Origin of the sequence: Arthrobacter sp. PsM3, assembly GCF_030433895.1 — a bacterium.
Taxonomy (GTDB): domain Bacteria; phylum Actinomycetota; class Actinomycetes; order Actinomycetales; family Micrococcaceae; genus Arthrobacter.
On record NZ_JARUXE010000052.1, the window covers coordinates 1 to 24,344 of the forward strand.

Below are 24,344 nucleotides of genomic sequence, written 5' to 3' on the forward strand. Positions count from 1 at the left end.
CCGAGATCATGCGCTTCTGCCAGTCCTTCATGACCGAGCTGTACCGCCACATCGGAGGAGGTCACCGAGCGTCAAGCCGTCGACGACCACTGCCCGCTGGTAGAAGCACTGGCCTCCCTGCGCGGCCGCGGACTTCGTATTGCGGTCGATGATGCGGGCGCCGGGTTCGCGTCGATGCGACACATTCTCAAACTCGCACCTGACCTCATCAAGCTCGACCGGGATATCATTGCCGGGATCGACACGGACCCCGCCCGGCAGGCCCTTGGTACAGCAATGGTCGGCTTCGCGTCGGGAGTCGGGGCCTCCATCGTGGCCGAAGGAATTGAAACCGCAGGAGAACTCTCCATGGTCACAACGCTGGGCATGCATGCGGCCCAGGGCTATCTTCTCGGCCGCCCGACCATGAACCCCGAAGACTGGGCCCTCTGGGTCCGACAACCTCAGGTTGACGCAATCTGACGTTGTGCGCTTCGACAACGGCGCCGGCAACACCAAGATCGCCGCGAGTCTGGCCAGCGCCGGATTCGTCATCTTCGCCCCTGCCGCACCCTTTTGGGGCTGGCCCCGGCTGTTGGGGCCGACTAGGACCATGCCCGGTTCGAGGGCCGTACGATTGGCGAAGTGGCTGCCGTTGGGCTGGCCGGCGGACTCGTTTGCTGGTTTGCAGGTCATAACCCTCTGTGTGCGGCCGGGGGACATTGCACCGATATGATTCCACCACCACCATTCGAAAACTTTATTGGGGAAACCATGTCCGGGACACACCACCCTCCACTGCGCCGCGTCCTGACTTGGCTTCTCGTCCTTGGCCCGCTGGCGGCTGTCAGCGGCATCTTCCTCGGATCCCAGAAGGCCGGCACCATGTGCGGCAGCGTCTTCCGGGCGGACAACACCGTCGCGACCTACTATGACGCACACGGTGGAACGGGTGCAGCAGCAGCCTGCAGCCGGTCCATCGCCGCGGCGGCCGTTCCCACCTGGACGCTCATTGTTCTGGGCATCGTGCTGATCCTGGCCGCCATGGTCATCCAGTCTCTTGGCAACGACCGGCCGATGTCCGCCACAGGCGCGCGGTTCCGCTGGCGGCGACGCCGGCCACCGAGCCATGGCGCAGGCGGTCAGGGCACCGTGACGGCAGCGTCAGGGTCATCCCGCAAGCCCCAGTAGCCGTCCGCGCCCGACAAAAGACAGGTGCATGGCCGAGAAACCCAAGTCGACTGGAACGGGTTGCTGTGGTGTGGCCGTAGTCGAAGGTCGCCTCATGGATTTCGACGAGCGCAGGAGCGAAAGGCGGGTGAGTTCATTCCTGCCATGTGTGCGGCAGGGGCCGTGCCGATACCGGCGGACCAGGTGCTCCGCGACGGTCACGGCCGCCGGGTCCAGCTCGGGCCGGGCCCGCAGGTACTGCAACGGGTGCCGGAACGACCGTCCGGACCAGGCGGCGTCGGCACTGACCTCGACGACGAGGGGTTAGACCCGGGTGAGCCGGATCGGGTCTTTCCTGGACGTGAACCCGTCGATGACGGTCGGGGAGATCTCCTCCGGCCAGGGATGATCCGGCCGGGGGTGTGCACGTGCGTGCCGGGACGCGGAACGCCTCAGCGCGGTCGTGGACCCGACGATCCACAGTCTGCCGAACATGGGGAGGCCGACGACGAGGGCGTACGGGGAATCCCGGCGACCGATGACCGCCGCGCAGACGACGTCGATGTTCTCCCGGTATTTGACCTTCAGCCACTGCCTGACGCCGACCTCGTAGGGCTGGTCGGCGCCTTTGATGACGAGACCCTCGATGCCGGTAGGCGGAAAATCCTCAAACCATTCCAGTGCGGTGGCGTAGTCAGAGGTGGCTGGGGAGAGATTCAGCGGTGGAGCCCAGCCGGCGGCGAGTTCCTCCAGCAGGGCCCGGCGGTCCTTCAGGGCCAGGGCGCGGGTGTCGTGGCCGGCGGCGGAGAGAAAGTCGAAGGCTGCGAACGATGGGGGGTGTTCTCTAGCCAAGGCCGGGAGGGCCCGGCGTGCCGTGGTCAGGCGGGTCTGCAGGGCGTTGAAGTCGAGCCGGTGACCGGTCCAGACGAGTGCTTCGCCGTCGATGACGCATCCTGCCGGGATGTGTTCCCGCGCCGCGGCCGCCACATCCGGGAAGTACCGGGTCAGGTCTTTGCCCTGCCGGGACCAGAACGTCACACCGGCATCTACCACCGTCACGGACGCCCTGAAACCGTCCCATTTGGGCTCGTAAATACGGCCGCCGGGCAGTACCGCCGGGCCCGGTACGCGTGCCACGGGTTTGGTCAGCACCAGGGACGGTGCACGCAGTGCCGCCGGCAGGACCTCGGACATGGACGTCACGATACTCCCGGGCGGGCATCGATCAGTAATGGCTTGAGAAGACGGCCGGCACCGGTGCCGGGTCCTGGTCGCGGACGGCAGCAGCGTTCAGAGCTTCCGGGTCGGAGAACACCACGCGGTGGCCGCCGGCCGTCGATTCTTCCGAGGAGCGGGGTGCAGAGGCGCGGCTTGTCGTTTCCATAGGCCTCATGTCTACGCCATGGCCGGCCGCCGGGCCAGCGGACGCGCCACGGGAGCCGCGGCCCGTGCCGGCAGCTATTCGCCCGGGTAGTCCTCGGCGGCGAGCCGCGCGACGTGCGTCTGCCCTGCCCTGCCGCCAGCTGGATGGCCTGTGGCTGCACTGCGCCGCGCCGCGCCAGCGCATTTCGTGTTCCTGTTCTTCGGAGATACTCAGGGCCCGGATCCGGGCAGCGCGGTCGTACGGGGCGTGCTCTGTCGGTACGGCGAATACAGGTGGAGGGCCGGCCGGCCGCCGACGGCGTAAACGATCCCGAGGAGGAGAAAAGTCTAGGGCACGAAGGCGAAAGTGAGCGTGCGGAGATTCAGCATCGGAGTTACTTTCTTTCGTTCGATTTGGTGCGGCGGTCTGCCTTGGCAACCCGTCGGGTCGTTGGGTCGAGTTTGGCGGTGTCCGGTGCGGCAGGGGCCAGCTTCTCCTTATCCCGGATCGCCTCGCCGTGCGCGGCGATGAATCGCTCGGCCTCATCCGGGGCGCGGCGGGGCCAGCTGGCGCCGGACTGGCGCTGCTCGATCCGGAAAGTGATCATCTTCCAGCTGGCGATGGATTCTTTCAGTGCGAGCAAGACACGGCTCAAGGGCCCGCAGCTGGCCGAGGCCGGTGCGCAGGCGTGGCCGGCTTCCAACGGGGAAGAGATCTGACGGAAGCCAAACGCCGGCTGCAGAACTTCGGCACCATCTACGCCGGATCATCCCTCCTGTCGTGCCTCAGGATCGGTGAAGATTGATTGGTTTTCTTACGCCAGTTGTCCTGACCGCGTTTCGGGTTGGTGCCGTCCAGAGGCTTGGTTTGCCTCACGGCTGTGGCGGTTTTGCGTCCGTCGGCCAGTAGTACGGGAGACAACGGAGAACTTAATATGAGTTTGGATGGCCCCCGCGCCATCCGAACCCCGACAGACCGCTGCGCAGCTTCCGCCGCGTGTGCTTCATGCACACGGCAAAGATGTACGGGCCCAGGGGCCCGTGATTCACCGCCCCGGCCCCCGGCCCCACCATCACCACCATCGTGGCCAACTGGGGATCCCAACTCGCGGCCGAACGCCTCGGCCCGCTCATGCAGGCCACCGTCGCCACGCCCGCCACCGCGGCGCAGCTCGCCGGGTCCACCACCTTCCTGCTCAGCGACGACGGCACCAACGTCAACGGCTCGATCCTCGCCTCGGACGGCGGCTGGTCCGCGCTGCAGGGGCCGGCACCCAACGCACGCGGACGACGGCGGGAGGTCCCGGTGTCGTCCGCTGGGCGTGAACCCACTTCTCGTGGGCGGTGAGGAGGTTTATTCGCGGATGAGCATGGTGCTGCAAGACGCCCCCGGTGTCAAAGGGTGCCGAGAGCGCCAAAGTCATGCGTTGACGGAACGCCTGCATGGAGGGGAGCGGCCAGCTGCGACACACGTCCTTGGGTAACGCCTTTGGGGAGCATGCTGCGGGACTTTTTAGCCTGCGCTGCAGTTTGTTTGTGTGTATCTTCCGGTAAGCCCGGGACCGGAGACCTGGCCTAGGGGAGCATCATGTCCGTGTAGCTGCCCGGACGGACGATGTCGGACGTTGGCCGGGTGAGGGTATCCACGTCGGTGTAGCTGCCCGGACGGACGATGTCGGACTTTGGGCGGGTGAGGATATCCACGTCGGTGAAGCTGCCCGGACGGACGGCGCGGCGGGCGTCGCCCCGGACGAGCGTGTCAACGTCGGTGTAACAGCCGAATGCTGCGTAGCGGCCTGTCAGTGGAGTTTCAGCAGTCCCGGAAGTGGCGGAGTGACTCCCTGAAGTGGCTGGATTTAGGTTCTGGGTTATCACGGGATCTCCAATGGTAGGAAGGCTGGCAGGCCGAGACGGTAGCCGCCTGAGATCCACCTTCCGCCTACGCATCATGGGTATCAAACAAGGAAAAACGATCCCACAGTAGGCGATGTCTATGGCGCCTGCTCGCGAGGGAGATGCTCTAGGAATGTGAGGTCCGTTACCTGACTGACAGCGGCCATGGCGCGGGCCATAACGGAGCCCGGTTCCGAGGCGAGGGTGACAAGTCCGACGGGTATGGCGCGCTTCGGCTCCACCAGGGGCAACGCGCACATCCCGGCTGGGACGCCAAAGACGTGAAGCCAGGCGGACGGCACGACGGTTGCCCACGACCCCGTCGCTACTTGCGCGAAGAGCGATGACACCGAGTCGGTTTCTACCCGGGGTGACGGCATAACACCCACCTCGGCAAACACGTCATCGAGACGCCGTCTGCCCTGCATCACCGGATCCAGCAGGCAGAGCGGAAGGGCAGCGGCAGCCGCCCAAGTTGCCGATTCGACCCCAGTCCCCGTGTCGGCGGCCATCAGCAGGACGTACTTCTCCATGTATAGGTGGGCCACCTGGAACTCGCCAGGGATGGAATCACGGATGTAGGTGATGCCGGCATCGATCTCGTAATTCTGCAGCCTCCGAAGAACATCCTCGGATTTCAGGTCAGACACAACCTGCACCCGCGCCAGGGGGTGCTTAGCGCAGAATGGAGCTGTGAGCAGGGACACCGCGATCGAAGCCGTCGGAACGGACCCAAAACGCAGCCGGCCCCTGAGCCCGGCGCGCATCGCGCCGATCTCCTCTTTCAGTCCGTCACGGTCCGCGAGGATCCTCCGGGCCCAGACTACAATCTGTTGCCCTTCGGCTGTCAGGCCCTCAAATTTGTTGCCCCGGTGGATCAAGGGAACGTCCAGCTCCTCCTCCAGCTTCCGGATCCCCTCCGACAACGCCGGCTGGGAAACCGAACAGGATTGGGCCGCCCGCAGGAAGTGACGCTCGCGGGCCAAGGCCACCATGTACTCAAGTTGACGGAAGAACATGAGATCGGTTTACAGCACCCTGCCGCCGGGCGCCAATCGTTTGCGCACTCGCGGCGGGCGGGCCCGGGAGCTACGTCGGATGCGGCGTTCTTCTTAAAGGATTCGATACCGTTCAGGGCGCTGCCTTGGTTTTATAGGACTCCGAGGAGGCGATGGTTTCGCCGTTGCCTGCCTTGAGCCGGAACCGGTGTCCGCCGGACTTGTCCTTGTAAACCTCGAACTTGCCTGCCATGGGCACTCCTTTGGATCATCAAGCCGGGCGGCCGCTGCGCCACAAGGATCTGGAAGCCAGCTTTGGGTTGTTCCTTCGGGTCTTTCTCCTCTGGAACGAGGAGCGCTAGTTCGAGGAAGCTGAGTTGGGACTGTCAAAAGTCCTGAAGAGGACGCTTCATGGCCACCTGCGAGATACCCGTCGGCTGCCCGGTCGGCGAGGCGCCTTGTCTGACCGCGTCCGACGACGGCGGCTGCGCGGTCGTCGAGGCCGCGGTCGTCTATTGGGGCCTGTGCCCCGACTGTTCGCCCGCCCAGAGTTCCTGATCATTCGATCGGCCACCGGAAGGAATCCCCATGACTCAGTCTGAAGACCAGCACGGACAGATCACGACCGATGAGGAGGTCCCCGCGCCGGGCGTGAGCTGCCCGGTGATCCGGGACCAGTTGTCGCGTCCCACACAAGGTGACGCAAACAGCATCTGGTGGCCGAACCGGCTCAACCTGGACCTTCTCGCCGCGAATCCGCCGGTCAGGGATCCGTACGGTGAGGCGTTCAACTACGCTAAGGAGTTTGTCACCCTCGACCTGCCCGCGGTGAAGCAGGATATTGGGCAGCTGCTGACCACTTCGCAGGACTGGTGGCCGGCCGATTTTGGCAACTACGGCCCGCTGATGATCCGGATGGCGTGGCACAGCGCCGGCACCTACCGGGTGACCGACGGCCGCGGTGGCGCCGGCCACGGCCAGCAGCGCTTCGCGCCGATCAACAGCTGGCCGGACAACGTCAGCCTCGACAAGGCCCGCCGGCTGATGTGGCCGGTGAAGAAGAAATACGGCCGGAAGATCTCCTGGGCCGACCTCCTGGTCCTCGCTGGCAACGTGGCGCTGGAGTCGATGGGCTTCGAGACCTTCGGTTTCGCGGGCGGCCGCGAGGACGTGTGGGAGCCCGAGAAGGTCTACTGGGGCTCGGAGACCGCGTGGCTGGGCACCGACAAGCGCTACTCCGGTGAGCGGAATCTGGAAAAGCCGCTTGGCGCGACGACCATGGGTCTGATCTATGTCAACCCACAGGGGCCGGAGGGAGTGCCGGACCCGGTCGCGGCTGGCACCGATATCCGGGAGACGTTCGGCCGGATGGCGATGAATGACGAGGAGACCGTCGCGTTGATCGCCGGGGGCCACACCTTCGGCAAGACGCACGGCGCCCACCCGGACGACAAGCTCGGCCCCGACCCGGAGGCAGCGCCGCTGGAGAACCAGGGTTTGGGCTGGAAGAACGGCTACGGCATCGGGGTCGGCCCGGACACCGTCACCAGCGGCCTTGAGGTCACCTGGACCTACCACCCCACACGGTGGGACAACGAGTTCTTCCACATCTTGTTCGCCTACGACTGGGAGCTGGCGGAGTCCCCCGCGGGCGCCCACCAGTGGCGGCCGAAGAACGGCGGCGGCGCCGACCTGGTGCCCGAGGCCTTCGGTGCCGGAAAGCGCGAGCCTCGGATGCTAACCACCGACCTGGCGCTGCGCTTCGACCCGATTTACGAGCCGATCTCGCGCCGCTTCAAGGACGACCAGCAGGCGTTCTCCGACGCGTTCGCCCGGGCCTGGTACAAGTTGACCCACCGCGATATGGGCCCGATCCAGCGCTACCTCGGCCCGGAGGTCCCGAGCGAGGTGCTGATCTGGCAGGACCCGATCCCGGCCCCGGACTACCAGTTCGTCGGCGCCGCCGAGATCGCCGACCTCAAGGCACGCATCGCCGACTCGGGGCTGACCGTGTCCCAGCTCATTAGCACCGCTTGGGCGGCCGCGTCCACGTTCCGCGGGAGCGACAAGCGCGGTGGCGCCAACGGCGGCCGGGTCCGCCTCGATCCGCAGAGCGGCTGGGAGGTCAACGAGCCGGGCAAGCTCGCGCACGTCATTCGCACGCTGGAGAGCATCCAGGAGGCGTTCAACTCCGGGCGCACCGACGGCAAGCAGGTCTCCTTCGCGGACCTGGTGGTCCTGGCCGGCGGCGTCGGCGTCGAGCAGGCCGCGACGGCGGCAGGGAACGCGATCGAGGTGCCGTTCACTCCGGGGCGCGCCGACGCCACCGCGGAGCAGACCGACGTTGAGTCCTTCTCCTATCTCGAGCCGGTCGCAGACGGGTTTCGGAACTACCTCGGTAAGGGAACCGAACTGCCCGCCGAGCACCTGCTCATCGACAAGGCGAACCTGCTGACGCTAAGCGCGCCAGAGACGACGGTGCTCGTCGGCGGGCTGCGTGTCCTAGGCGGGAACTACGACGGCTCGACACACGGCGTATTGACCAAGGCACCCGGCACCCTAACCAACGATTTCTTCGTGAACCTGCTCGACCTGGGCACTACCTGGAAGCCGGCGGATGAAGACTCGATCACCTTCGAAGGGCGCAGCGCCACCGGCGACGTTTGGACCGGCACCCGAGCCGATTTGGTCTTCGGGGCGAACTCCGAGCTGCGGGCAATCGCCGAGGTCTACGCCAGCGACGACGCTACGGAGAAGTTCGTGCGCGACTTCGTGGCCGCGTGGACCAAGGTCATGAATCTGAACCGGTACGACCTCGCCTGATCGACGATGTCTCTGGCGTCCGGGTCAGCTGTTCCACGGCTGCCCCGGGCCCGACGGTCTTCGCTGCCTAAGTGAGGGCCAACAGCGGATCCCCATATGGGCATCAGGCGAGCGCTCACCGTCGCCTATCTTCTCCGGCGTTGACCGACGTGGAGAGCGTGCCTCGGATACCCACGCGCCGGTTTCCCGCCCAGCGGGCCGCCGGCAATGACTGCCAGAGAACCGGGCAGGAGTCAACGGCGATCACATGGCGGAAGAAGAACGCGAAGGACTGACCGACTTCCGCCGTCACGCCGCCCTTGAACTGCGCCACAATCTAGCCGTAAAGTTCTGTTCCTTCGAGGCCGCCCATGCCGGGGGGATCAAGGGACACGACGTTGATCCTGATAGCTACATCCGGGAGCACCAGTAGCAGCATCCTGGAGCAGCGCCGTTTGCCGTCCGAAACAGCCATGGAGGGAGAATTGGTCCGCGGATGCATCGGCGGCCTGTTGCCTCGCAAGGCCGCGGAGTCGGCGGCGAGATTGGTGGGTAAAGGCGGGAAGGATGTTCGGGCTCCAAAGCTCTGCCGACCGCGTCGTCCGTACAGCGGGGGATTCCCTGGTGGTAAACCTTAGGGCCTGGCGTTAGCGTCGGCAAAGTGCCGCTGATGGGGCTGTGAAGCTGCTCCGGATTCATTTCGTCGCCCAGCGCGTGCCAGGATAAGCGTCGACCATGATGCCGCAGAAGGTGAAACCCCGTTACTTTGAACTGATCCGTCAGGGGCTCTCGTGCTCTGAAGTGGTTGGCGTGTCACTGAGCCGCAGAACAAGGTTTGTCAACGAGCTGGACGCGTGATGCCGCAGCAGTTCAAACCTGTCCAATGCCACCTCGATTAGTTTCCGATCGCGGTCGTCACCGACGCTTCGCAGGATGTTATGCCAAACGTGAAACTGCCGTGGCAACTCTCATCGCGGACGTCTGGACCGGCAACAAAAGGAGCAAAAGAGGGGGTGTGCACAATGTGCACACCCTGGGCTTCGGATCGGGTCGTACTGAGGCCGGTCTGGCCCGGATTGCGGAGGTTTTCGGGGGAGTGGCGGATATTCAAGGGCTGGAACCCGGTTCGAGTCCCACCTCGGGCACAGTGTTTTCCCTGTTCAGGGGCTTTTTGGTGGTTTTTCGTGTGCACATTGCGCACACTCTCGCCTCTGATCTGATGTTCCGGGTGTGTGGGGTCCCGGATTGACCTATTTGGTTGTGTGGGGGAGTGGCTGACTATGGCGGACCGGGTACTTCCCCGTGGGGCCTCTTCTGGGTGTTCATCCTCGTTCGTCCTTCCGTTGGGTTTTCGCGTTCACTACTTCATGGTGGCTAGGGCCGCTTGCAACATGATTTGCAGATTATTTCTTTGATCGACCTTGGGTTGCGGCCCGGTCCGGAATTTCCGCTCTGATACCTGTTCATGTAGGAATGCATGGGAGACGGCATGACATGGCAACTGATCCGGAGCAGATCATGAGCTCGCTGAGCCTGGCTAGTGAGTAGGCGGGATCGGCCACGAGTGCGAGTCGTAGGAACTGGTGGTCCTGCTGCCATGGCCTTCCAACCAGTTAACCGGCCGCCGCGGTCATCATTTTCCCGTCATCGCCGCATCCGGCTTATGGGTATCCGGCGTCGCTGTCCACGGCCTAAACTGATTTTCTAGTCCTCCGCGTCGAGCACCCGCTCCTTGGAGCGCGTATGGCCGTGGATCCGTTTCAGGTACAACTGGAACAGGAACAAGAGATATCAGATGTCGACCAATCCATCTACACTTCCGGAACGCACTCTGGGCCGACCTCGGCCTTCGCGTCTTCACCTGATAAATGAGAGGTTCATGCGGCTGACGACTGGAACGATGTGGATCCAGGCAAGATCGCCAGCATGGTTTTAGACACCTGCCGTTTGGCGGCACCCATGACCGCGGAATTAGCTTGGTTCGAGGCCGGCGCCGCTGTAGGCGGCATGCGCAAGCTTTGTACTCAAGAACCTGATCAGTGAGCCGGAACCGGAACTGTTCTTAGTCTGGAGAGCGACCCCGGCGGAGAAAGCCGTGTAGTGCTGGACCTCGGCTGGAAGGGGGCCAGCAATTTTGGCCTCCGGGAAGAAGATGAGTTCGCTCATCTGCTGCAGTGCAAGGTCGGCGCGGCCGTCCAGCAGCGCATCGGCGGTGAAGCCCTGATCGACGACGGTGGCGTGTTCGTTGACCTGTTCGGCGATGCCCAGGTCCTGCAGCAGCTGTGCAAAGTAGATGCCGCTGGGACTGTTGCGTGAGTAGGCCACGGAACGGGCTGCCGTCAGCGCATTGGTGAGTGCTTCGACCGTGGAAACGTCCGGAATCTTGGCGCCGGGGGCGACAGCGATGCCAATCCCGGCCTCGGCCAGTGGCGTCAGCGTCATGGCATCGACGGTCCTGGCGTCGCTGAGCGCTGTCAGTGAGGCGTCGATGCCGATGATCACGTCGAAGTGTGCGTCCGCGGTGATCTTCTGGATCAGCGTCCTGGTCGGCGCGAAATGGGCGTCCACGAATATTCCGGTGTCCCGGGTGAACGCGGGCAGGATGGAGTCGTTGACCGCGCCCCTGAGGGCCATGGCGCAGAACAGGGTGAGGGCAGGCCGTGGGGTCACTTGGTGCTCCTCAGGCCTCGGCGGGGGCGAGGATGACGTCGAAGCGGGTGCGGGCCCAGGCCTGGTTGCCAAGGTCGCGGCCGTCGGGGGTGGGTGTGCCGGCGGCCAGGGTTTCAAAGCGTTTGATCAGCGAGTCCTTGACCCCGAACACGGAGTCACCGATCTCGATCTGCGGGTCTCCTTCGACGAAGATGTGTGTTACCAGGGTCCGCAGGCCGGGGGCGTCGACCATGAAGTGCAGATGGGAGGCCCGGACGGGTGAGCGGCCGGCGGCCTCGAGCATCTTGCCTACCGGCCCGTCGTGTGGGATTGGGTACGGGGTCGGCGTGAGTCCCCAGAAAGAGTATCTACCGTTGTCGTCGGCGAACAGGCGGGCACGTCCGGCGACGCGGGCATCGGTGTATTGGACATCGTAGAAGCCGTCCTCGTCGGCTTCCCAGACCTCGATCCGGGCGCCCGGGACGGGGTTTCCGCTGGTGTCGGTGATGGTGCCTTCGACCCAGCAGGGCTGGCCGGCAGCGCCGCCGGCGATGTCGCCGCCGCGGGGGATTTCGGGGGCATCGTCGACGAAGAACGGCCCGAAGACGGTGGCTTCGGTGGCGCCTTTGTAGGCCTGGTTGTTGATGGCGATGGTCTGCATGGACAGGCCAAGGACGTCGGAGAGGAGGATGAATTCCTGTCGTTTGTCGTCGGTGATGTGGCCGGCCGCGGTGAGGAACTCGATCCCGGTGTTCCATTCGTCCTCGGTGAGGCGGACTTCGCGGACGAAGTTGTGCAGGTGCCGGGTCAGGGCCTGCACGAGCTGCTTCAGGCGGGGGTCTTCGGTTTTGTCGAAGGACGCGACGACGGTGTCCACGAGTTCTTGTTCTACGAGGGCCTGTTCCGGGCTGATGGTGGCCCCGGCAGTGGTGGTTTCAGACATGCGCTGTACTCCTGCGTCTTGTGGAAATGCGTGCGTTGTTGGACGGGCAGTGGCCGGGTCAGAGGTCCAGGAGGGCCCGGGGGTCTCCGCCGGTGAGGGCTGCCTGGAGGAGACGGGTGAGGATTTCGGGGGTGGCGGGGCGCGGGTTGGACGCCGGGACGGCGGGGAGGATGATGGCGACGGCTTCGGCGATCCCGTCGGCGGTGAAGCCGTAGTCGGCCAGTGCAGTGGGGGCGTCGAGACGTTTGCGGAGTTCCTGGAGCCCGGTCAGTGCGTCGATGGTGCCGAAGGCTGCGGCGATGCGGGCTTCGGCGTCGGGCGCTGCGGGGGCGTTGAACGCCAGGACGTAGGGGAGCACGGTGGCGTGGGTCTGGGCGTGGGGGAGGTTGAAGGTGCCTCCCAGGACGTGGCAGATCTTGTGGTGCAGCCCGGATCCGGCGGAGGCGAACGCGACCGCGGCGAGGTAGGCGCCGTAGAGAGCCTGTTCGCGGCCCTCGGTTCCGGAGGGGTCGGCGGTGATGAGCGGCAGGCCGGAACTGAGGGCGCGGATGCCTTCGGAACCGAGGGCGGCGTTGATTGGGTCCATACGGGGGCCCCACATCGAGTCGATGCAGTGGGCCACACCGTTCAGGCCGGAGGCCACGGACATGTCCACGGGCAGGGACAGTGTCAGTGCTGCGTCGTAGATGACCGTGACGGGCAGGACGGCGTCGTCCACGCCGGTGGTTTTCCGGGATGCTTCGGTCAGGCCCCACACGTTGGTCGCTTCTGAGCCGGCGTAGGTGGTGGGCACGGCGACGATGGGCAGGCGGGAAGTCATCGCTATCGCCTTGGCCAGTCCCGTCGTCGAACCGCCGCCGATACACACCAGCAGGTCGATGTCGGCCGCCGCCGCGGTGGCGCGGGCTTTCTCGGCGACCTCTATCGGGACGTGCATGATCACGTCGTGGTGCCAGAGTGCCACCTCGATGTCGGCCGCGACGGTGCGGGCCATTTCCGTCTCGCGGTCCGAGGCGATCACCATGACGCGCTGCGCGCCCAGTCGGGCCGCTTCCGCGGCGAGGTTCGCCGCGGCCTTCCCGGTGCCGAACAGCACCCGCTGGCCCAATGTCACGTGGTCAAAAGTTAGGCTCATGGTCAGTTCTCCCGGTTCAGGATTGCGGCGACGGCCCCGTAGAGGGCGCCTTCCGGATCGTCTGGCAGGCGGTCTGCGCGCCAGCCGACGTGCTTGTCCGGACGGACCAGCACGGCACCATCTTCGGCCACTCCACGCAGTTTCGCCCAGTCGAAGTACAGGTCGGTGACTTCCTGGCCCGGGCCGATGACAATGGAGCCGACGGTGACGCCGAGCCGGTCGCTGACCTTCTGCGCCGCAGTGCTCCAGTCCTCACCCGTGTTCCCGGTGAAGAGTGTGAACTGGCCGTAGCGGGCGAGATCGTGGGTGGATAGCTTGCGGCTGCTGTCGCCCACCCAGGCGTGGGGGAGTCGGCCGCCCGGATGGGTCGATGCTTCGTAGTACAGCTCCGGATCCCGGGTGGGCTCGGGCTTGGTGGTTCCGTCGCCGACGATCGCGGAGGAGTCGTAGTGCTGGCCGAGTTCCACGCCGTGGGCGTTGAACTCGTAGTTCTTGATCTCCATCGCGGCCTGGATGGCCTGGCGTTTGGCGGCGCCTTCGGCGGTGTTGTCTTTGCGGGCCTCGATCAGGGCGTGCATCTCTTCGGCGCTCTCTGCCTTGTCGATCCCGAGGGCTTCGAAGAGCTGGCCGAATTCCCGCCCGGACTGGTTGGCGCGGGTGACGATCTGTTTCGCCACAGGGGCCCGCTCGGCAGTGTACGTGTCAAGGAGTGTCTCGCCGGCCTGGCCCTTGAGGACCGCGGCAATCTTCCAGGCCAGATTATAGGAGTCCTGGATGGAGGTGTTGGAGCCGAGACCGTTGCTCGGCGGGTGCTTGTGCACGGCGTCCCCGGCGCAGAAGACGCGCCCGGACTGCAGCCGGGTGGCGTGCTGTTCGTTGTTGCCCCACAGCGAGGTTCCCGTGATCTCGACGTCGAGGTCCGGAACGCCGATCAGGTTCCGGACGATCTGGGTCGCGGACTCGTCGGTCACGGCGGGTGGCTCCTCGTTGATGTCGAAGCCCCAGACGATCAGCCATTCGTTCCATGGCCGGACCATGCGCACCAGGCCGGCGCCGATTCCGCCGATGTTGGATCCGGGCTGGACCACCCAGTACAGCACCGAGGGCCGGTGGCCCACCAGCGCGGCGATGTCCGCTTTGAAGGTGATGTTCATTGAGCCGGCGATGTCCATCTGGCCCTCGTAGGGCAGTCCAATGTCCGCGGCAACTTTGGAGCGGGCGCCGTCGGCGCCGATCAGGTACTTGGCCCGGATGGTGTATTCGGTCCCGGTGAGCCGGTTCAGCACCCGTACGCTGACGCCGTCGGCGTCCTGGGTGTGCGAGACGTATTCGGTGGAGAACTGTGTCTGTGTGCCCCGCACCGTTGCGTTCTTCAGCAGGATCGGTTCGAGGTACGTCTGGGGGATGTCGCAGTTTAGTGACGGGGATGCCAGTTCGTAGTCGGCATGTCGTGCCGGATGCGTTCCCCAGCTGAGGATCCGCCCGATTTCTTCGCCGGCAATCGACGTGCAGAACACGGTGTCGCCGATCATCTCGTGGGGTGTGGCGTCGGCCAGGACCTGGTCCTCGATTCCCATGTCCCGGAAGATTTCCATGGTGCGCTGGTTGGTGATGTGCGCCCGGGGCGTGTTCGCCGTCCAGCGGTATTTGGTGATCATGATGTTCGGTATGCCCAATTCGGACAGGAACAGTGCGGCTGAGGAGCCGGCCGGGCCGGACCCGACGATCAGGACGTCCGTGTGGACGACGTTCGCGTCGGGGAGAGCCGTTTCGGTAACCCCGTCATCGAAAATAACCATTGTTTTCCTTTGGTGCGGCCTGAGGGCCGGAAGTTGATGCTGATGGAGTTGGGGGTCTTAGGCGTGTGCCGGGCTGTCGTGGGCACTGTTGTCGTAAAGGCCTTCCCAGGGGGAACACGAGATCGCCGCCGGTTCGGACGGCCACGTGCTGAACTGTGCCGTGATGGTTACCGGCGCGGCCTTCGAGGGCGTCCAGCCCCAATGACCGTCCCGTGCTGTTGAACATATCCTGATCCTGACGCTGCCAAACATGATCAGCCCGCAACGCTTTCAGTGGCGGCGGCCCTGGTCCTGATCGAACCGGCCACCAGGTCCATCACGTCGGCGCTGGCCGGCAGGAGATTGACCATGGAGAAGAAAGCGTGCATCTGGCCCGGCCAACGGTGATGTTCGACGTCGACTCCGGACCCTTCGAGGCGTGCCGCGTAGGCCTCGCCTTCGTCGCGAAGAATGTCGTGCTCAGCGGTGATCACCAGTGCAGGTGCCAGGTCGGCGAGCGAATCCGTCTTTAGCGGGGATGCTTCGGGGTGCGTCCGGAGGGCCGGTTCGGGCACATAGTGGTTCCAGAACCACTTCATGAAAGCAGTGGTCAGGAAGGACTGGTTCTCCGGCTCAAGGTACGAAGCCCGTGAGAAATCCGCGTCCGTGGCCGGGTAAAGCAGAATCTGGCCGGCGAGCTCCGGAGCGCCGTTGTCCCGGGCGCGGATGGTGGCGACGGCTGCGAGGTTTCCACCGGCGCTGTCGCCGCCGACGAACAGCGGTACGCGGTCTCCGGCGATCCGATCAACGTTCTCGGCAGCCCACTGCAGTGCCGTCCAGGCGTCTTCGACCGGCGTCGGGAACGGGTGCTCGGGGGCCTTGCGATAGTTCACGAGGACGACGGCGGCGCCGGATTTCGTGGCGAGCTGGCGGCCCAGGGTTTCGTAGCCCTCGATGTCCTCGAGGACCCAGCCGCCGCCGTGCAGGTACACGAGCACGGCGTTTGGCTTCTCGTTGGGTACCAGGACCCTGACCTGGAAGGTTCCGCCGTCATAGCCGGTAAGCGTTTGGTCTTCAGTGTCGTGGACGTCGGGACCGGGGCCGTAGAGGTTCTTCAGGCCGCTGCTGGCGGCGCGGGCTTCGGTCGCGGTCAGCTCCCACATGGGTTTGGCGTCGGGTCCGGCGGCCTGTGCCATGCCTGTCAGGAACGCAGTAGTTGCTTCGTCAAGTGCCATGGGTTTCTCCTCGTTGAGATGTGGCGTGGTGAGTTTGGATCAGAACGGATGACAGCGCCCGGTCAGCTGATTGCCGACAACTCGCTGAGCCGGTGCCAGGCACGGTTGTGGTAGACCAGCGGACTGGTTTCGGCGTCCGGCGCCGGTTCTGTGACCGAAGCCTGGAGGACCTGCACCGCCACTACGGTGGAGTCACCGGCCTGCATACGGTCCACGATCCGGCCGCGCAGCCAGGTCGGGGCGTTGTGCAGAACGGGTTCTCCGGTGACCAGCCGCGACCATGTTGCGGTGTCGGCGAAGCGGTCGATCCCGCTCGTGGCGAAGGTCCTGGCCAGTCCCATCTGGTCCGCGCCCAGGAGATGGACCACCAGCGTTTCCGCCTTGGCCAGTGCTGGGGCCGTCGAGGAGAAGGCCGAGAGGGAGAACACCAGCAGTGCCGGGCTGGCCGAAACGGAGATGACGGACGTGGCGGTCAGTCCGACGGGGCCGTCACCGGCGTCCGCTGTGATCACCGCGACGCCGGCCGGATGGTTTCGGAACGCGGCCTTGAACTCATCGGCAGAGAGCATGTCTTCGGAGCCGACACTGCCAACCCTCGTGGTGAAGTGTGCAGCGCTCACCGCGCTTGTAGTGGTGGTCGTGCTCATCGCTTTGCCGCCTGAGCCGGGGTTTCCGACGGGGCCTTTTCGGCGAGGGAGAAGAAGACCCATTCGGCGTCCTTGGCCAGGCCGGCAAGCATCCTGCCGCAGGACTGCAACACCACAGGACCAGAGGTCATGTGCTGTGTTCCGGCATGCATGTCCCGGAAGAAGCGCTGCAGGTCTCCGTGCCGGAGCGCCGCCGTCGCCGCCCACTTGTAGACGATCATGCAGACCTCGTGGGCGGACCATGTGGCGTTATTCAGCGCGAGGCGGGTCAGGGTTTCCTGCTCGGCGGACAGCAGTTCGCCTCCGCCCAGCGTTGCCTCGTTGTCCCGCCAGACCTCGAACACAAAAGCCCGGGCCGAACGCAGTTTGGCTTCGGCGGTGGCGTACTCGGCAGCGAACTGGTCAGTGTCCACGCTGGCGCCTGGGGCACCTGACTTCTTCTGGGCGAGGGCCCGCATTTCATCGAGCATCCGGCGCCCCACACCGAGGGCCCACCCGGCGTGGTTGATGCCGGACATGTTGGCCAGGCCCATCCGGTAGAGGGCGCCACCATATACGCTCTGCTTGGTGGTGACGTCGTAGGTGTACGACTCCGGCACGAACAGACCTTCGCAGCTGTAGTCGATGCTGCCGGAGGCCTTCAAACCCATGACGTCCCAGTTGTCAACGATGCGGGCCTGTTCCTTGGGCAGCGTGAAGACCAAGGGCTGGCCGGTCTCCAGGACCACGGCGGCAGTGTGGATGTGGCTGGCGTGGGGCAGCCCTGACGCGAAGCTCCAGGACCCGCTCAGGAGGTATCCGCCGTCGACCTTTTTTGCGGTTCCCATCCGGGTGCCCTGGCCGGCCATCAGATGGTAGGAGCCGTTGGCGAACAGTTCGTCCGTGGCGTCTTTGCCCTGGTAGGCGGCCGTGGTTCCCGTGATCATCTGCAGGGCCATGACGGCCCAGCCGGTTGAGGCGTCGGCGTAGGAGAGCTTCTCGATGACTTCGATAACCTGGCGGGGGGAAGCTTCGTAGCCGCCGAGTTCGCGGGGGATACCCAATCGGAAGACCCCCGAGTCGTGAAGGGCATGGACAGCTTTGTCTGTGAGGCGCCCGAGTTCTTCATTCTCATCCGCCTGCGACTTGAGCAGCGGGGTAATTTCATCGATGTGGGCGAGAAGGGCCGGGACGTCGTCGCTGACGTGCAGTCGGGCAGTTGATTCCAAAAGTGTCTGGGACATTTCTTGCTCCTAGCTTGGTGCGGTGCTGTAGTTGCAATTTATGCGTGATCCGTCTCACGTTGGATACGATGGAGTGCACACGAATGTTGTGACAGTGAACACATTGCTGTCCCAGTGCGGGGCCACAGGAGGCGATGTCGAATGAGTAACCCCCTGAAAGACCCAACGGCGGCTGCCGTGGTTGTGTCCGAGCAGGCAAAGGATCCAGGGTCGTGGGGCGCCATGGTCTCGTCCACTCTTTTGGCCCTGGACATGCAAACCGATCATCCTGAATCGTTTACGGCCAGGATGCGGAACCGCGTCCAAGGTGGAATCCATCTGGCGGAAATCGAAGCCTCCGGACATGCCGCGCGGCGCGGGGCGGAGCGGGTGGCCGCGGACGGCGGCTCGCTGGTCCTCTGCCACGTGCTCAGCGGTGAAGGCTTCATTGTCCAGGACGGGCGGCAGGCGCAGTTAGGTCCCGGAGACTTCGGCTTCTACCAGACCGGTCGGCCGGTCGAAATCGTTGTTCCCACGGGCTTTAATATCCTGTTCCTGAAGTTTCCCCAGTCCTTGGTCACGCTCTCGAGCCTCCAGATTGCCGACCTGGTGGCGGAGCGGCTGGACAGCCGCTCCGGGCTGGCTCCCGCGCTGGCCGGGCTCCTGGGTGGCCTGAATTCAGTAGTGGACAACCTGTCTCCCGAACTGCAGATGCTCACCCTCCACAACGCCGTGGACCTGACATCAACGATGATGCGCCATGAATTGGCCCTGACCACCAGCCCCGAGCCCGCAGGGCAGAAGCGCGTCCGATTCGAAGGCATCGCCGCCTACATCGATGCGCACCTCCGCGACCCGGACCTCTCTCCCCGGAGCATTGCCGCCGCCAAGTACATCTCGGTCAGATACCTGCACGCCATCTTTTCCGAATCCGGCGAGACAGCAGGGTCCTGGATTCGCACCCGAAGGCTGGACCGTTGCGCCCGGGACCTGCGGGACCCCCGCCTGGCTGATGTTTCGGTCAGTGTCCTGAGCCACCGCAACGGCTTCAAAAACCAGTCGTACTTCAGTCAGCTCTTCAAGGAGGCGACAGGCCAGACGCCGGCAGAATACCGCGCAAGAGCCCTCACGCTGTCGGACTGAGCAGACCGGGCATAACCAGCGGCTAACTGCGGGCGTTGATCAGCCTTTCGCCGATTTGATGTCCTTGGCCAGCGACGGAACCAGACCCCAGAGGGCAAGCAATATCCGGCGATCCACGGTGTCCTCCTACAGGCTCTTACCCGGGTGCGGAAAGATGCGCTGCACTGCGGTTGGACGATCCGCGGATCAGCTATTACAGACTTGCGGTATCGAATGCAGGAAGACAGACACGACGTCCGGGAAGGGGCGCACATGACCGCTGACCAACACCACCAACCCACTGTTTCATCCACGAAAGCCCCTCCGCTGAGGGGCTTTCCTATGTGCCGCGAGTCCCGCGGCGGGGCGGCGTTCACACCGCCTGATCATGGGTCCCGGCGCGCCCCCGGCGACCCTCATCGAGCCGACTGCCGTCAGCTGGCAGCAGCGGTCGGCTCGACTACGTTTCCCAGTGCCGGACCTATGCTTAAGTTAACGCTTATCCATTCCGCCGAAGGAGAAATCGAATGTCTCGCATCATTTCGACCGGCTTGGCCAAGACCGGTCTCCTGCTCGGCTACAAGGTCGCCCGCGATACAGGCAACAGGCAGGCAGGCGGCGCCATTTTGGCAGCCTGCGGCTTGGCCGCCTTCGCGGTGTGGAAAAACGACGCCGGCGCGGCCCGGGCTGCCGCACTCACGGGCACGTATATTACGGCCTTTGGCGCGTCCCACCCCCTGGCGAAGAAGATCGGCGCGTGGCCGGCAGTATTCACCGTCACCGGGGTCATGGCGCTGGCCTCGATGATCTTTGGCGGGCGCCGCAAGGAGTCCTAGTACTGAAAACGATTCAGCGGTCAGGGGGCAGGGTTACTCGTCGATCACGGAAACCACTCCGCCCCACGCTCATAGGGACGATCGAATAGCGGGTGTACCTTCGCGTCAATCGCCCAAGCCGTTTCGGATCGAAATCGCGGGGCAGACACGTACGAGTACGAGGCTGGGGTGACCCCGGCTCGGGGCACTCTCCTCCTGTGCAACCACGATGGGGGCGACGAGGAAGACACAACCGTTGAGTTTGGCCAGGGCGATCTCGCGATTGCGCAGTCGAGAGCGCCGCTCGGCGGCGGTCGCTGTGATTAACGCGGCGATGAGACGTCGGTCGAGATGTAGCATTTACCGACTTTGCGGGGTCATCTGCAATGGACTGATCGTTATGCCCGGCGACGGTTCGGTGCCAGTCGCCCCAGCTGGGATCCCACAGTTCCGGAGGGAGCGACACTTAAGGGACCATTGTCGGCACCGGGAGGGTCACGTGAGCAGGTCATTATCGTCGGGCGTTGTGGTTTCCGCGGCATTTCTATTCGCCTTGTCGCTTTCGGGGTGCGGTCAGCAGGCAGCGCCGCCGGCATCGGACATTTCGGGCGGACCCGTTGCCTCAGTCACGACAACCGCAGCACCGAAAGAAGGACCCTCGTCGGGTGGGGCACCGGGCGCTACTGGCGTCCCCACGGCGTCGTCGGCCTGGACTAGTTACACGACGGCGGACAGCCAGCTGACATTCGACTTGCCCGCCGCGTGGAGCGTCAGGGATCCCGCCGGTGAGCTGGCTGAAGGTGGTGGCGCATTCGCGGAGGTTACGAATCAGGCCGGGAAGCCATTGGCTACTCTCCGGACCAACATGGCCACGGGTTCCACCTGCACGGAGCGGTACCCGTACTCCATCCTGGACTCGCAGGAGATGACGGCGCTGACGCAGAACGGTGCGGCGCCCCGGTACGTGTTCGAGACCCGCGGCAACGCCGAGGATCCAGGTCCAGCGGATACGCCGGGAGCTGCCTACGGCATCGTGACCGGTCCGGTACCAACGGGGGATTCTGCGTGTTATATGTTCCACTTCTTCATCTGGCCGCCCAACTCTGCCATGTTCGGGGCGTTCTACGATCCCGCCAACAACGTCACGCCTGGAGACGCAACCCTGCCGTATCTGGAGAAGGCGAAGAAGTACGCGGACACTGCCGAGTACCGGGATATCAGGAGGATGATCACCTCTCTGCGGCCGACGAGTTAGAGGAGCAGGGATCGGCCTTAGCTGCCAGACCCAGCGGTGCCGGTGGCGGCGCGGGCCAGGCGGTCTCGAGGATCGCCGCCACCCGTCGTGCCAAGGGCCAGAACCCACATCAGCACGAGCAGCCCGCACGTCAGGGGTGCACGCCCGATCATTGTGATGACGGAGCGCGCCTGAACAACTGCTCCGTCACGGAATCCAGTCGCCGTCACGTACGCCTTCCGACGCCTGCTCTCGGAAGTACTGCGAACCCCGAACGTGTGAGGTAACGCGACCGGTAGCGACCGTTCGTCGATCCCTGCCTATTCTAGAAGCATGGCAAAGCGACATTGTCGGGATGAGACCGGGGAATTACAGTGACCCACGGTTTCCACCGCGGGTCCATTCCGGCTGTCCTTGGTGGCTTGGCCGTCCTCTGCGCCCTCGCCGGTTGCGCCCCGGCTGCCGACTACGGAGTGGCCCCAGAGAGCCCGCGGCAAAAGACTCTCATCCCGGCTCCGTTCCAGATCCCCGGGCCGCGGGCGCCCGAACGCGTGGTGGTCATCGGTGATTCCCTCAGCACGGGGTATGGAACCTCCGCAGAGGAAGCATGGCCCCGCCAGTTGGACCCGGATCTGCGGCCCGGACAGCTGCCGGTGGAGATCATCAACGCGGCAAGAGACGGGGCAGGCTACGTTGCCGCCGATGAGCAAGGAGAGACCTTTGGGTCACAAGTCGCCGCGACGCTCGACGCTTCGACGGACATTGTCGTGTTCTTTGGCTCGGACAACGATGGAGGCCAGGATCCAGCGGACGTAAAAGCGGCCGTCGAGGATGCACTCGCGGAGAGCAAGACCGTGGCCCCCCACGCGGCCTTGATAGTCATCGGACCCCTCACAGCCTTCGATCCGGCTGTGACGGACCTTGACGTCATCCGCGATCAGGAGAGGTCGGCGGCCCTAGACGCCGGCGCAGAATTCGTTGATCCGATCGCGGAGAACTGGATACCCGGGCCCGACTCTCCACTGCTGGGCCCGGACGGCGAACACCCCAGCAGCCAAGGACAGCAATTCCTGAAAGAGAGGATCCAAGGCATACTCACGTCGCTGCAGAGTCCCAGCGCCGTGCCTTCCGACCCAAAAACTCCGACCAACGCGTCGACACCTCCCGCATCCGGGCAGCGCAGCCCGGGTGCGTGAGGTACCTGGATTCCCGGCAACGGGGGGTGTCTGAATAACCGCGGACCGGACCGGACTGGCGGAGGCGCTGAGAGGTGTCGGGCGACAGCGTCGTTAGTTGCTTGCGCTGAGCCGCCGGCCGAGGCCGGTGCCGTCGCTGTCACTCCCGCATTGGATCATGACTCCGGCAGGTGCGCGGAAACGGGGTTCTGAGAGGCGCCGCCGGTCATGCGGCTCTCGACGATTGCGGCCATGAAAGGCAGGAACGGAGGTGAAATGATTATTAAAAGCCTAGCGGCCGATAGCCCTGCGCGGTCTGCCCAAGAGCCCGCATTGAGCGAGGGCATGACCAAGTTGCTGCCGCTCGTGGAGTCCTACGGCTGGGTCAACTTTGTCAAGACGGAGAAATGCCGCACCCTGTCAATGCGGGGTGCGGCAGTTTGGGAGGCCTTGGTGGGGAGAAGCGGGGTGTGGACAGTGTCCACACTTTCGGTCACGGACTGGGCCGTACCGGTGCCGGACTGGGCCGGATTGCGGAGGTTTTCGGGGGAGTGGCGGAAATTCAAGGGCTGGAACCCGGTTCGAGTCCCACCTCGGGCACGTGTTTTCCCTGTTCAGGGGCTTTTTGGTGTTTTTTCGTGTGCACATTGTGCACACTCCCGCCTCTGATCTGATGTTCCGGGTGTGTGGGGTCCCGGATAGACCTATTCGGTTGGGTGGGCGAGCGGCTGGCTACGGCGGACCGGGTACCGCCCTGTGGGGCCTCTTCTGGGTGTTCATCCTCGTTCGTCCTTCCGTCGGGTTTTCGCTTTCACCAATTCATTGCGGCCAGGGCCGCCTACAACATGACTTGCTGATTATTCTTTAGACCGACCGAGGGTTGTGGCCGGTCCGGAATTTCCGCTCTGATACCTGTTCATGCAGGAATGCGGGGGGAACAGCATGACCTGGCAACTGATCCGGAACTGAAAATGAGCTCGCCGAGCCTGGCCAGTCGGTAGGCGGGGCCGCCTTCGAGGGCGAGTGGTAGGAATTGGTGGGTTTTGCTGCCATGGCCTTCCCACCTGTAACAGGGCCAGCGGTTCTTCACGGGCGCCCGGGGTGGGGCGCCGGGCCGCCGGAAGTGCGGTGTTGCAGTGGCAGGGGACGCTCGGACAGGTACTGGACCAGCAGCGTCAGCCAGGGCGGGAGTACTCCAGACCGTACGGGGCCCCTCAGGGTTCGGCCGGAAGGGTGGTCTTCCTGAGGTAGTCTTCGACGGCCTTTTCAGAGATGCGGTAGGACTTGCCGAAGCGAATCGAGGCCAGTGCGTGGGCCCGGACGAGCCGGTAGACGGTCATCTTGGACACGCGCAGGCTCCCGGCCACTTCGGCGATGGTCAGGTACGGGGTGGGGATGCTTGCGAGGGGCATTCGGATCGGACTCCTTGGGCTGCTCAGAACAATAGGAAGCGGAACAGTGACAGGCAGGGGCGCGGACCCGGCCTAGTCCGGCCGCGTGAGCTGCCGGTAGTCGTAGTAGAAAGTTCGGTCGGCGGTCTGCAGCCCGACGGAGGTGCCGTTCATGACCGCCACCAAGCCAAGCGTCCGCCCGTTGAACGGGTCGTCTCCGACCACCACGTCGCCGAGCCTGTAGGGGACGGAAACCGTGCGTGCCCGGGAGATGGTTTGGATGAGGAACGCGTACAAACGCCAGTCCCGGATTCGGGATGACGGCGGGCCGGAAGAGATTTTCGGCATATGGATCACTCCTTCGCAGTGCGATCAACGGTGATTCACTGGTGGTGCGTATCCGGCATGAACGCTTGCGGGGAGCGGTCCCTGCACCGGTTTAGCACCGTGGAACTCACACTAAGCTCGAGGCTCATCTGTCCCATGCGTAACGTGTACCTCAATAGCGTTTCGAGTACCCGTGAGTAACACTTGGTGAGTACTTGCTTTTGGGCCCACGGGGCTGCCGGGACAAGCCAACATCGCCGATCTCCAGTGCCCGGGACGGTTTCCTATTCAGTTTCCGCCGGGATCCGCGGGTGCGGTTTGTCCCCCTGGGTGCTGTCGCCGGTGGCAGCACCGCGGTCCTGTCCGATATCGTCGACGTCCCCGGACGGCAGGGTATCGGGCTTCCGGTCCCTTGCCGAACCCTGGCTGGAACAGAACGCCTAAGAGATCGGCTCCAGGGTCTGTGGGTGGTGCTGCCGGCTTTTCA

At 64.6% G+C, this 24,344-nt stretch carries 23 protein-coding genes and 1 pseudogene; 9 read left to right on the forward strand and 15 right to left on the reverse strand.

Annotation, left to right across the window (positions count from 1 at the left end; translation table 11 throughout):
* Positions 1-69 precede the first annotated feature (69 nt).
* Both QCD75_RS19565 and QCD75_RS19570 read left to right on the forward strand, forming a co-directional pair.
* Positions 70-462, forward strand: a pseudogene (locus QCD75_RS19565) (EAL domain-containing protein); the annotation flags it as partial.
* 291 nt (positions 463-753) lie between these two features.
* Positions 754-1,170, forward strand: coding sequence for a hypothetical protein (locus QCD75_RS19570; RefSeq protein ID WP_301231108.1), 417 nt, complete (start codon positions 754-756; stop codon positions 1,168-1,170).
* A gap of 303 nt (positions 1,171-1,473) precedes the next feature.
* Here QCD75_RS19570 and QCD75_RS19575 read toward each other — a convergent pair whose 3' ends face one another.
* The 3 genes from QCD75_RS19575 to QCD75_RS19585 form a co-directional block, all read right to left on the reverse strand.
* Entirely contained in the window at positions 1,474-2,343 is an 870-nt protein-coding gene (locus QCD75_RS19575; protein WP_301231109.1) for an ATP-dependent DNA ligase, read from the reverse strand.
* Positions 2,344-2,374: 31 nt separating this feature from the next.
* Positions 2,375-2,533: a hypothetical protein gene (locus QCD75_RS19580; protein ID WP_301231110.1), complete on the reverse strand. Its 159-nt coding sequence runs from the start codon at positions 2,531-2,533 to the stop codon at positions 2,375-2,377.
* 373 nt (positions 2,534-2,906) lie between these two features.
* The gene (locus QCD75_RS19585; RefSeq protein ID WP_301231112.1) at positions 2,907-3,155 is read right to left on the reverse strand and encodes a hypothetical protein; all 249 of its coding nucleotides are present in this window, start codon (positions 3,153-3,155) and stop codon (positions 2,907-2,909) included.
* A 440-nt stretch (positions 3,156-3,595) separates the two neighbouring features.
* Here QCD75_RS19585 and QCD75_RS19590 point away from each other — a divergent pair, with 440 nt between their 5' ends.
* Complete coding sequence (locus QCD75_RS19590) at positions 3,596-3,859, forward strand: hypothetical protein (protein ID WP_301231113.1); 264 nt, start codon at positions 3,596-3,598, stop codon at positions 3,857-3,859.
* 227 nt (positions 3,860-4,086) lie between these two features.
* On the opposite strand, the gene QCD75_RS19595 is transcribed toward QCD75_RS19590, so the two are convergent.
* The 3 genes from QCD75_RS19595 to QCD75_RS19605 all read right to left on the reverse strand — a co-directional run bounded on the left by QCD75_RS19595 (position 4,087) and on the right by QCD75_RS19605 (position 5,655).
* The gene (locus tag QCD75_RS19595; RefSeq protein ID WP_301231115.1) at positions 4,087-4,215 is read right to left on the reverse strand and encodes a hypothetical protein; all 129 of its coding nucleotides are present in this window, start codon (positions 4,213-4,215) and stop codon (positions 4,087-4,089) included.
* A gap of 287 nt (positions 4,216-4,502) precedes the next feature.
* Positions 4,503-5,423 carry a LysR family transcriptional regulator gene (locus QCD75_RS19600; protein WP_301231116.1) on the reverse strand — a complete coding sequence of 307 codons (921 nt, stop codon included), beginning with the start codon at positions 5,421-5,423 and terminating at the stop codon, positions 4,503-4,505.
* Between the two features lie 112 nt (positions 5,424-5,535).
* Entirely contained in the window at positions 5,536-5,655 is a 120-nt protein-coding gene (locus QCD75_RS19605; RefSeq protein WP_301231117.1) for a YegP family protein, read from the reverse strand.
* Positions 5,656-5,990: 335 nt separating this feature from the next.
* Between QCD75_RS19605 and katG the strand changes: the two genes are divergently transcribed.
* Complete coding sequence (gene katG, locus QCD75_RS19610) at positions 5,991-8,225, forward strand: catalase/peroxidase HPI (protein WP_301231118.1); 2,235 nt, start codon at positions 5,991-5,993, stop codon at positions 8,223-8,225.
* A gap of 247 nt (positions 8,226-8,472) precedes the next feature.
* On the forward strand, positions 8,473-8,637 hold the full coding sequence (locus QCD75_RS19615; protein WP_301231119.1) for a hypothetical protein: 165 nt from the start codon (positions 8,473-8,475) through the stop codon (positions 8,635-8,637).
* Positions 8,638-10,175: 1,538 nt separating this feature from the next.
* Here the strand turns inward: QCD75_RS19615 and QCD75_RS19620 are convergent.
* From QCD75_RS19620 to QCD75_RS19650, 7 genes are all read right to left on the reverse strand, one after another.
* Positions 10,176-10,874 carry a molybdate ABC transporter substrate-binding protein gene (locus tag QCD75_RS19620; RefSeq protein ID WP_301231120.1) on the reverse strand — a complete coding sequence of 233 codons (699 nt, stop codon included), beginning with the start codon at positions 10,872-10,874 and terminating at the stop codon, positions 10,176-10,178.
* 10 nt (positions 10,875-10,884) lie between these two features.
* A complete protein-coding gene (locus tag QCD75_RS19625) occupies positions 10,885-11,796 on the reverse strand; it encodes a dioxygenase family protein (protein WP_301231121.1) in 912 nt (303 codons plus the stop codon).
* A 58-nt stretch (positions 11,797-11,854) separates the two neighbouring features.
* The gene (locus QCD75_RS19630) at positions 11,855-12,931 is read right to left on the reverse strand and encodes a maleylacetate reductase (RefSeq protein ID WP_301231123.1); all 1,077 of its coding nucleotides are present in this window, start codon (positions 12,929-12,931) and stop codon (positions 11,855-11,857) included.
* Between the two features lie 2 nt (positions 12,932-12,933).
* A complete protein-coding gene (locus QCD75_RS19635; RefSeq protein ID WP_301231125.1) occupies positions 12,934-14,730 on the reverse strand; it encodes an FAD-dependent oxidoreductase in 1,797 nt (598 codons plus the stop codon).
* Between the two features lie 254 nt (positions 14,731-14,984).
* Positions 14,985-15,944, reverse strand: coding sequence for an alpha/beta hydrolase (locus tag QCD75_RS19640; RefSeq protein WP_301231126.1), 960 nt, complete (start codon positions 15,942-15,944; stop codon positions 14,985-14,987).
* Positions 15,945-16,006: 62 nt separating this feature from the next.
* Entirely contained in the window at positions 16,007-16,591 is a 585-nt protein-coding gene (locus tag QCD75_RS19645) for a flavin reductase family protein (protein WP_301231127.1), read from the reverse strand.
* Complete coding sequence (locus tag QCD75_RS19650; RefSeq protein WP_301231129.1) at positions 16,588-17,814, reverse strand: acyl-CoA dehydrogenase family protein; 1,227 nt, start codon at positions 17,812-17,814, stop codon at positions 16,588-16,590. Before QCD75_RS19650 ends, QCD75_RS19645 begins: the two co-directional genes overlap by 4 nt.
* Positions 17,815-17,955: 141 nt before the next feature.
* Between QCD75_RS19650 and QCD75_RS19655 the strand changes: the two genes are divergently transcribed.
* The 4 genes from QCD75_RS19655 to QCD75_RS19670 all read left to right on the forward strand — a co-directional run bounded on the left by QCD75_RS19655 (position 17,956) and on the right by QCD75_RS19670 (position 22,160).
* Positions 17,956-18,936 (forward strand): helix-turn-helix domain-containing protein, encoded by a 981-nt coding sequence (locus tag QCD75_RS19655; RefSeq protein WP_301231130.1) that lies wholly within the window; start codon positions 17,956-17,958, stop codon positions 18,934-18,936.
* Positions 18,937-19,442: 506 nt separating this feature from the next.
* Positions 19,443-19,751 (forward strand): hypothetical protein, encoded by a 309-nt coding sequence (locus QCD75_RS19660; protein WP_301231132.1) that lies wholly within the window; start codon positions 19,443-19,445, stop codon positions 19,749-19,751.
* A gap of 823 nt (positions 19,752-20,574) precedes the next feature.
* On the forward strand, positions 20,575-20,985 hold the full coding sequence (locus QCD75_RS22265) for a hypothetical protein (protein WP_367400675.1): 411 nt from the start codon (positions 20,575-20,577) through the stop codon (positions 20,983-20,985).
* A 353-nt stretch (positions 20,986-21,338) separates the two neighbouring features.
* Positions 21,339-22,160 (forward strand): SGNH/GDSL hydrolase family protein, encoded by an 822-nt coding sequence (locus QCD75_RS19670; protein WP_301231135.1) that lies wholly within the window; start codon positions 21,339-21,341, stop codon positions 22,158-22,160.
* Positions 22,161-23,353: 1,193 nt separating this feature from the next.
* On the opposite strand, the gene QCD75_RS19675 is transcribed toward QCD75_RS19670, so the two are convergent.
* Complete coding sequence (locus QCD75_RS19675) at positions 23,354-23,551, reverse strand: helix-turn-helix domain-containing protein (protein ID WP_301231136.1); 198 nt, start codon at positions 23,549-23,551, stop codon at positions 23,354-23,356.
* 72 nt (positions 23,552-23,623) lie between these two features.
* Positions 23,624-23,878: a hypothetical protein gene (locus tag QCD75_RS19680; RefSeq protein WP_301231137.1), complete on the reverse strand. Its 255-nt coding sequence runs from the start codon at positions 23,876-23,878 to the stop codon at positions 23,624-23,626.
* Positions 23,879-24,344 lie beyond the last annotated feature (466 nt).

What these genes read in the sequence shown, in the direction of transcription:
- QCD75_RS19570 (WP_301231108.1), top strand. Translation starts at nt 754, where the DNA reads ATGTCCGGGACACACCACCCTCCACTGCGCCGCGTCCTGACTTGGCTT.
- QCD75_RS19575 (WP_301231109.1), bottom strand. Translation starts at nt 2,343, where the DNA reads ATGTCCGAGGTCCTGCCGGCGGCACTGCGTGCACCGTCCCTGGTGCTG.
- QCD75_RS19580 (WP_301231110.1), bottom strand. Translation starts at nt 2,533, where the DNA reads ATGGAAACGACAAGCCGCGCCTCTGCACCCCGCTCCTCGGAAGAATCG.
- QCD75_RS19600 (WP_301231116.1), bottom strand. Translation starts at nt 5,423, where the DNA reads ATGTTCTTCCGTCAACTTGAGTACATGGTGGCCTTGGCCCGCGAGCGT.
- QCD75_RS19605 (WP_301231117.1), bottom strand. Translation starts at nt 5,655, where the DNA reads ATGGCAGGCAAGTTCGAGGTTTACAAGGACAAGTCCGGCGGACACCGG.
- katG (WP_301231118.1), top strand. Translation starts at nt 5,991, where the DNA reads ATGACTCAGTCTGAAGACCAGCACGGACAGATCACGACCGATGAGGAG.
- QCD75_RS19615 (WP_301231119.1), top strand. Translation starts at nt 8,473, where the DNA reads ATGGCGGAAGAAGAACGCGAAGGACTGACCGACTTCCGCCGTCACGCC.
- QCD75_RS19625 (WP_301231121.1), bottom strand. Translation starts at nt 11,796, where the DNA reads ATGTCTGAAACCACCACTGCCGGGGCCACCATCAGCCCGGAACAGGCC.
- QCD75_RS19630 (WP_301231123.1), bottom strand. Translation starts at nt 12,931, where the DNA reads ATGAGCCTAACTTTTGACCACGTGACATTGGGCCAGCGGGTGCTGTTC.
- QCD75_RS19635 (WP_301231125.1), bottom strand. Translation starts at nt 14,730, where the DNA reads ATGGTTATTTTCGATGACGGGGTTACCGAAACGGCTCTCCCCGACGCG.
- QCD75_RS19640 (WP_301231126.1), bottom strand. Translation starts at nt 15,944, where the DNA reads ATGGCACTTGACGAAGCAACTACTGCGTTCCTGACAGGCATGGCACAG.
- QCD75_RS19645 (WP_301231127.1), bottom strand. Translation starts at nt 16,591, where the DNA reads ATGAGCACGACCACCACTACAAGCGCGGTGAGCGCTGCACACTTCACC.
- QCD75_RS19650 (WP_301231129.1), bottom strand. Translation starts at nt 17,814, where the DNA reads ATGTCCCAGACACTTTTGGAATCAACTGCCCGACTGCACGTCAGCGAC.
- QCD75_RS19655 (WP_301231130.1), top strand. Translation starts at nt 17,956, where the DNA reads ATGAGTAACCCCCTGAAAGACCCAACGGCGGCTGCCGTGGTTGTGTCC.
- QCD75_RS19660 (WP_301231132.1), top strand. Translation starts at nt 19,443, where the DNA reads ATGTCTCGCATCATTTCGACCGGCTTGGCCAAGACCGGTCTCCTGCTC.
- QCD75_RS19675 (WP_301231136.1), bottom strand. Translation starts at nt 23,551, where the DNA reads ATGCCCCTCGCAAGCATCCCCACCCCGTACCTGACCATCGCCGAAGTG.
- QCD75_RS19680 (WP_301231137.1), bottom strand. Translation starts at nt 23,878, where the DNA reads ATGCCGAAAATCTCTTCCGGCCCGCCGTCATCCCGAATCCGGGACTGG.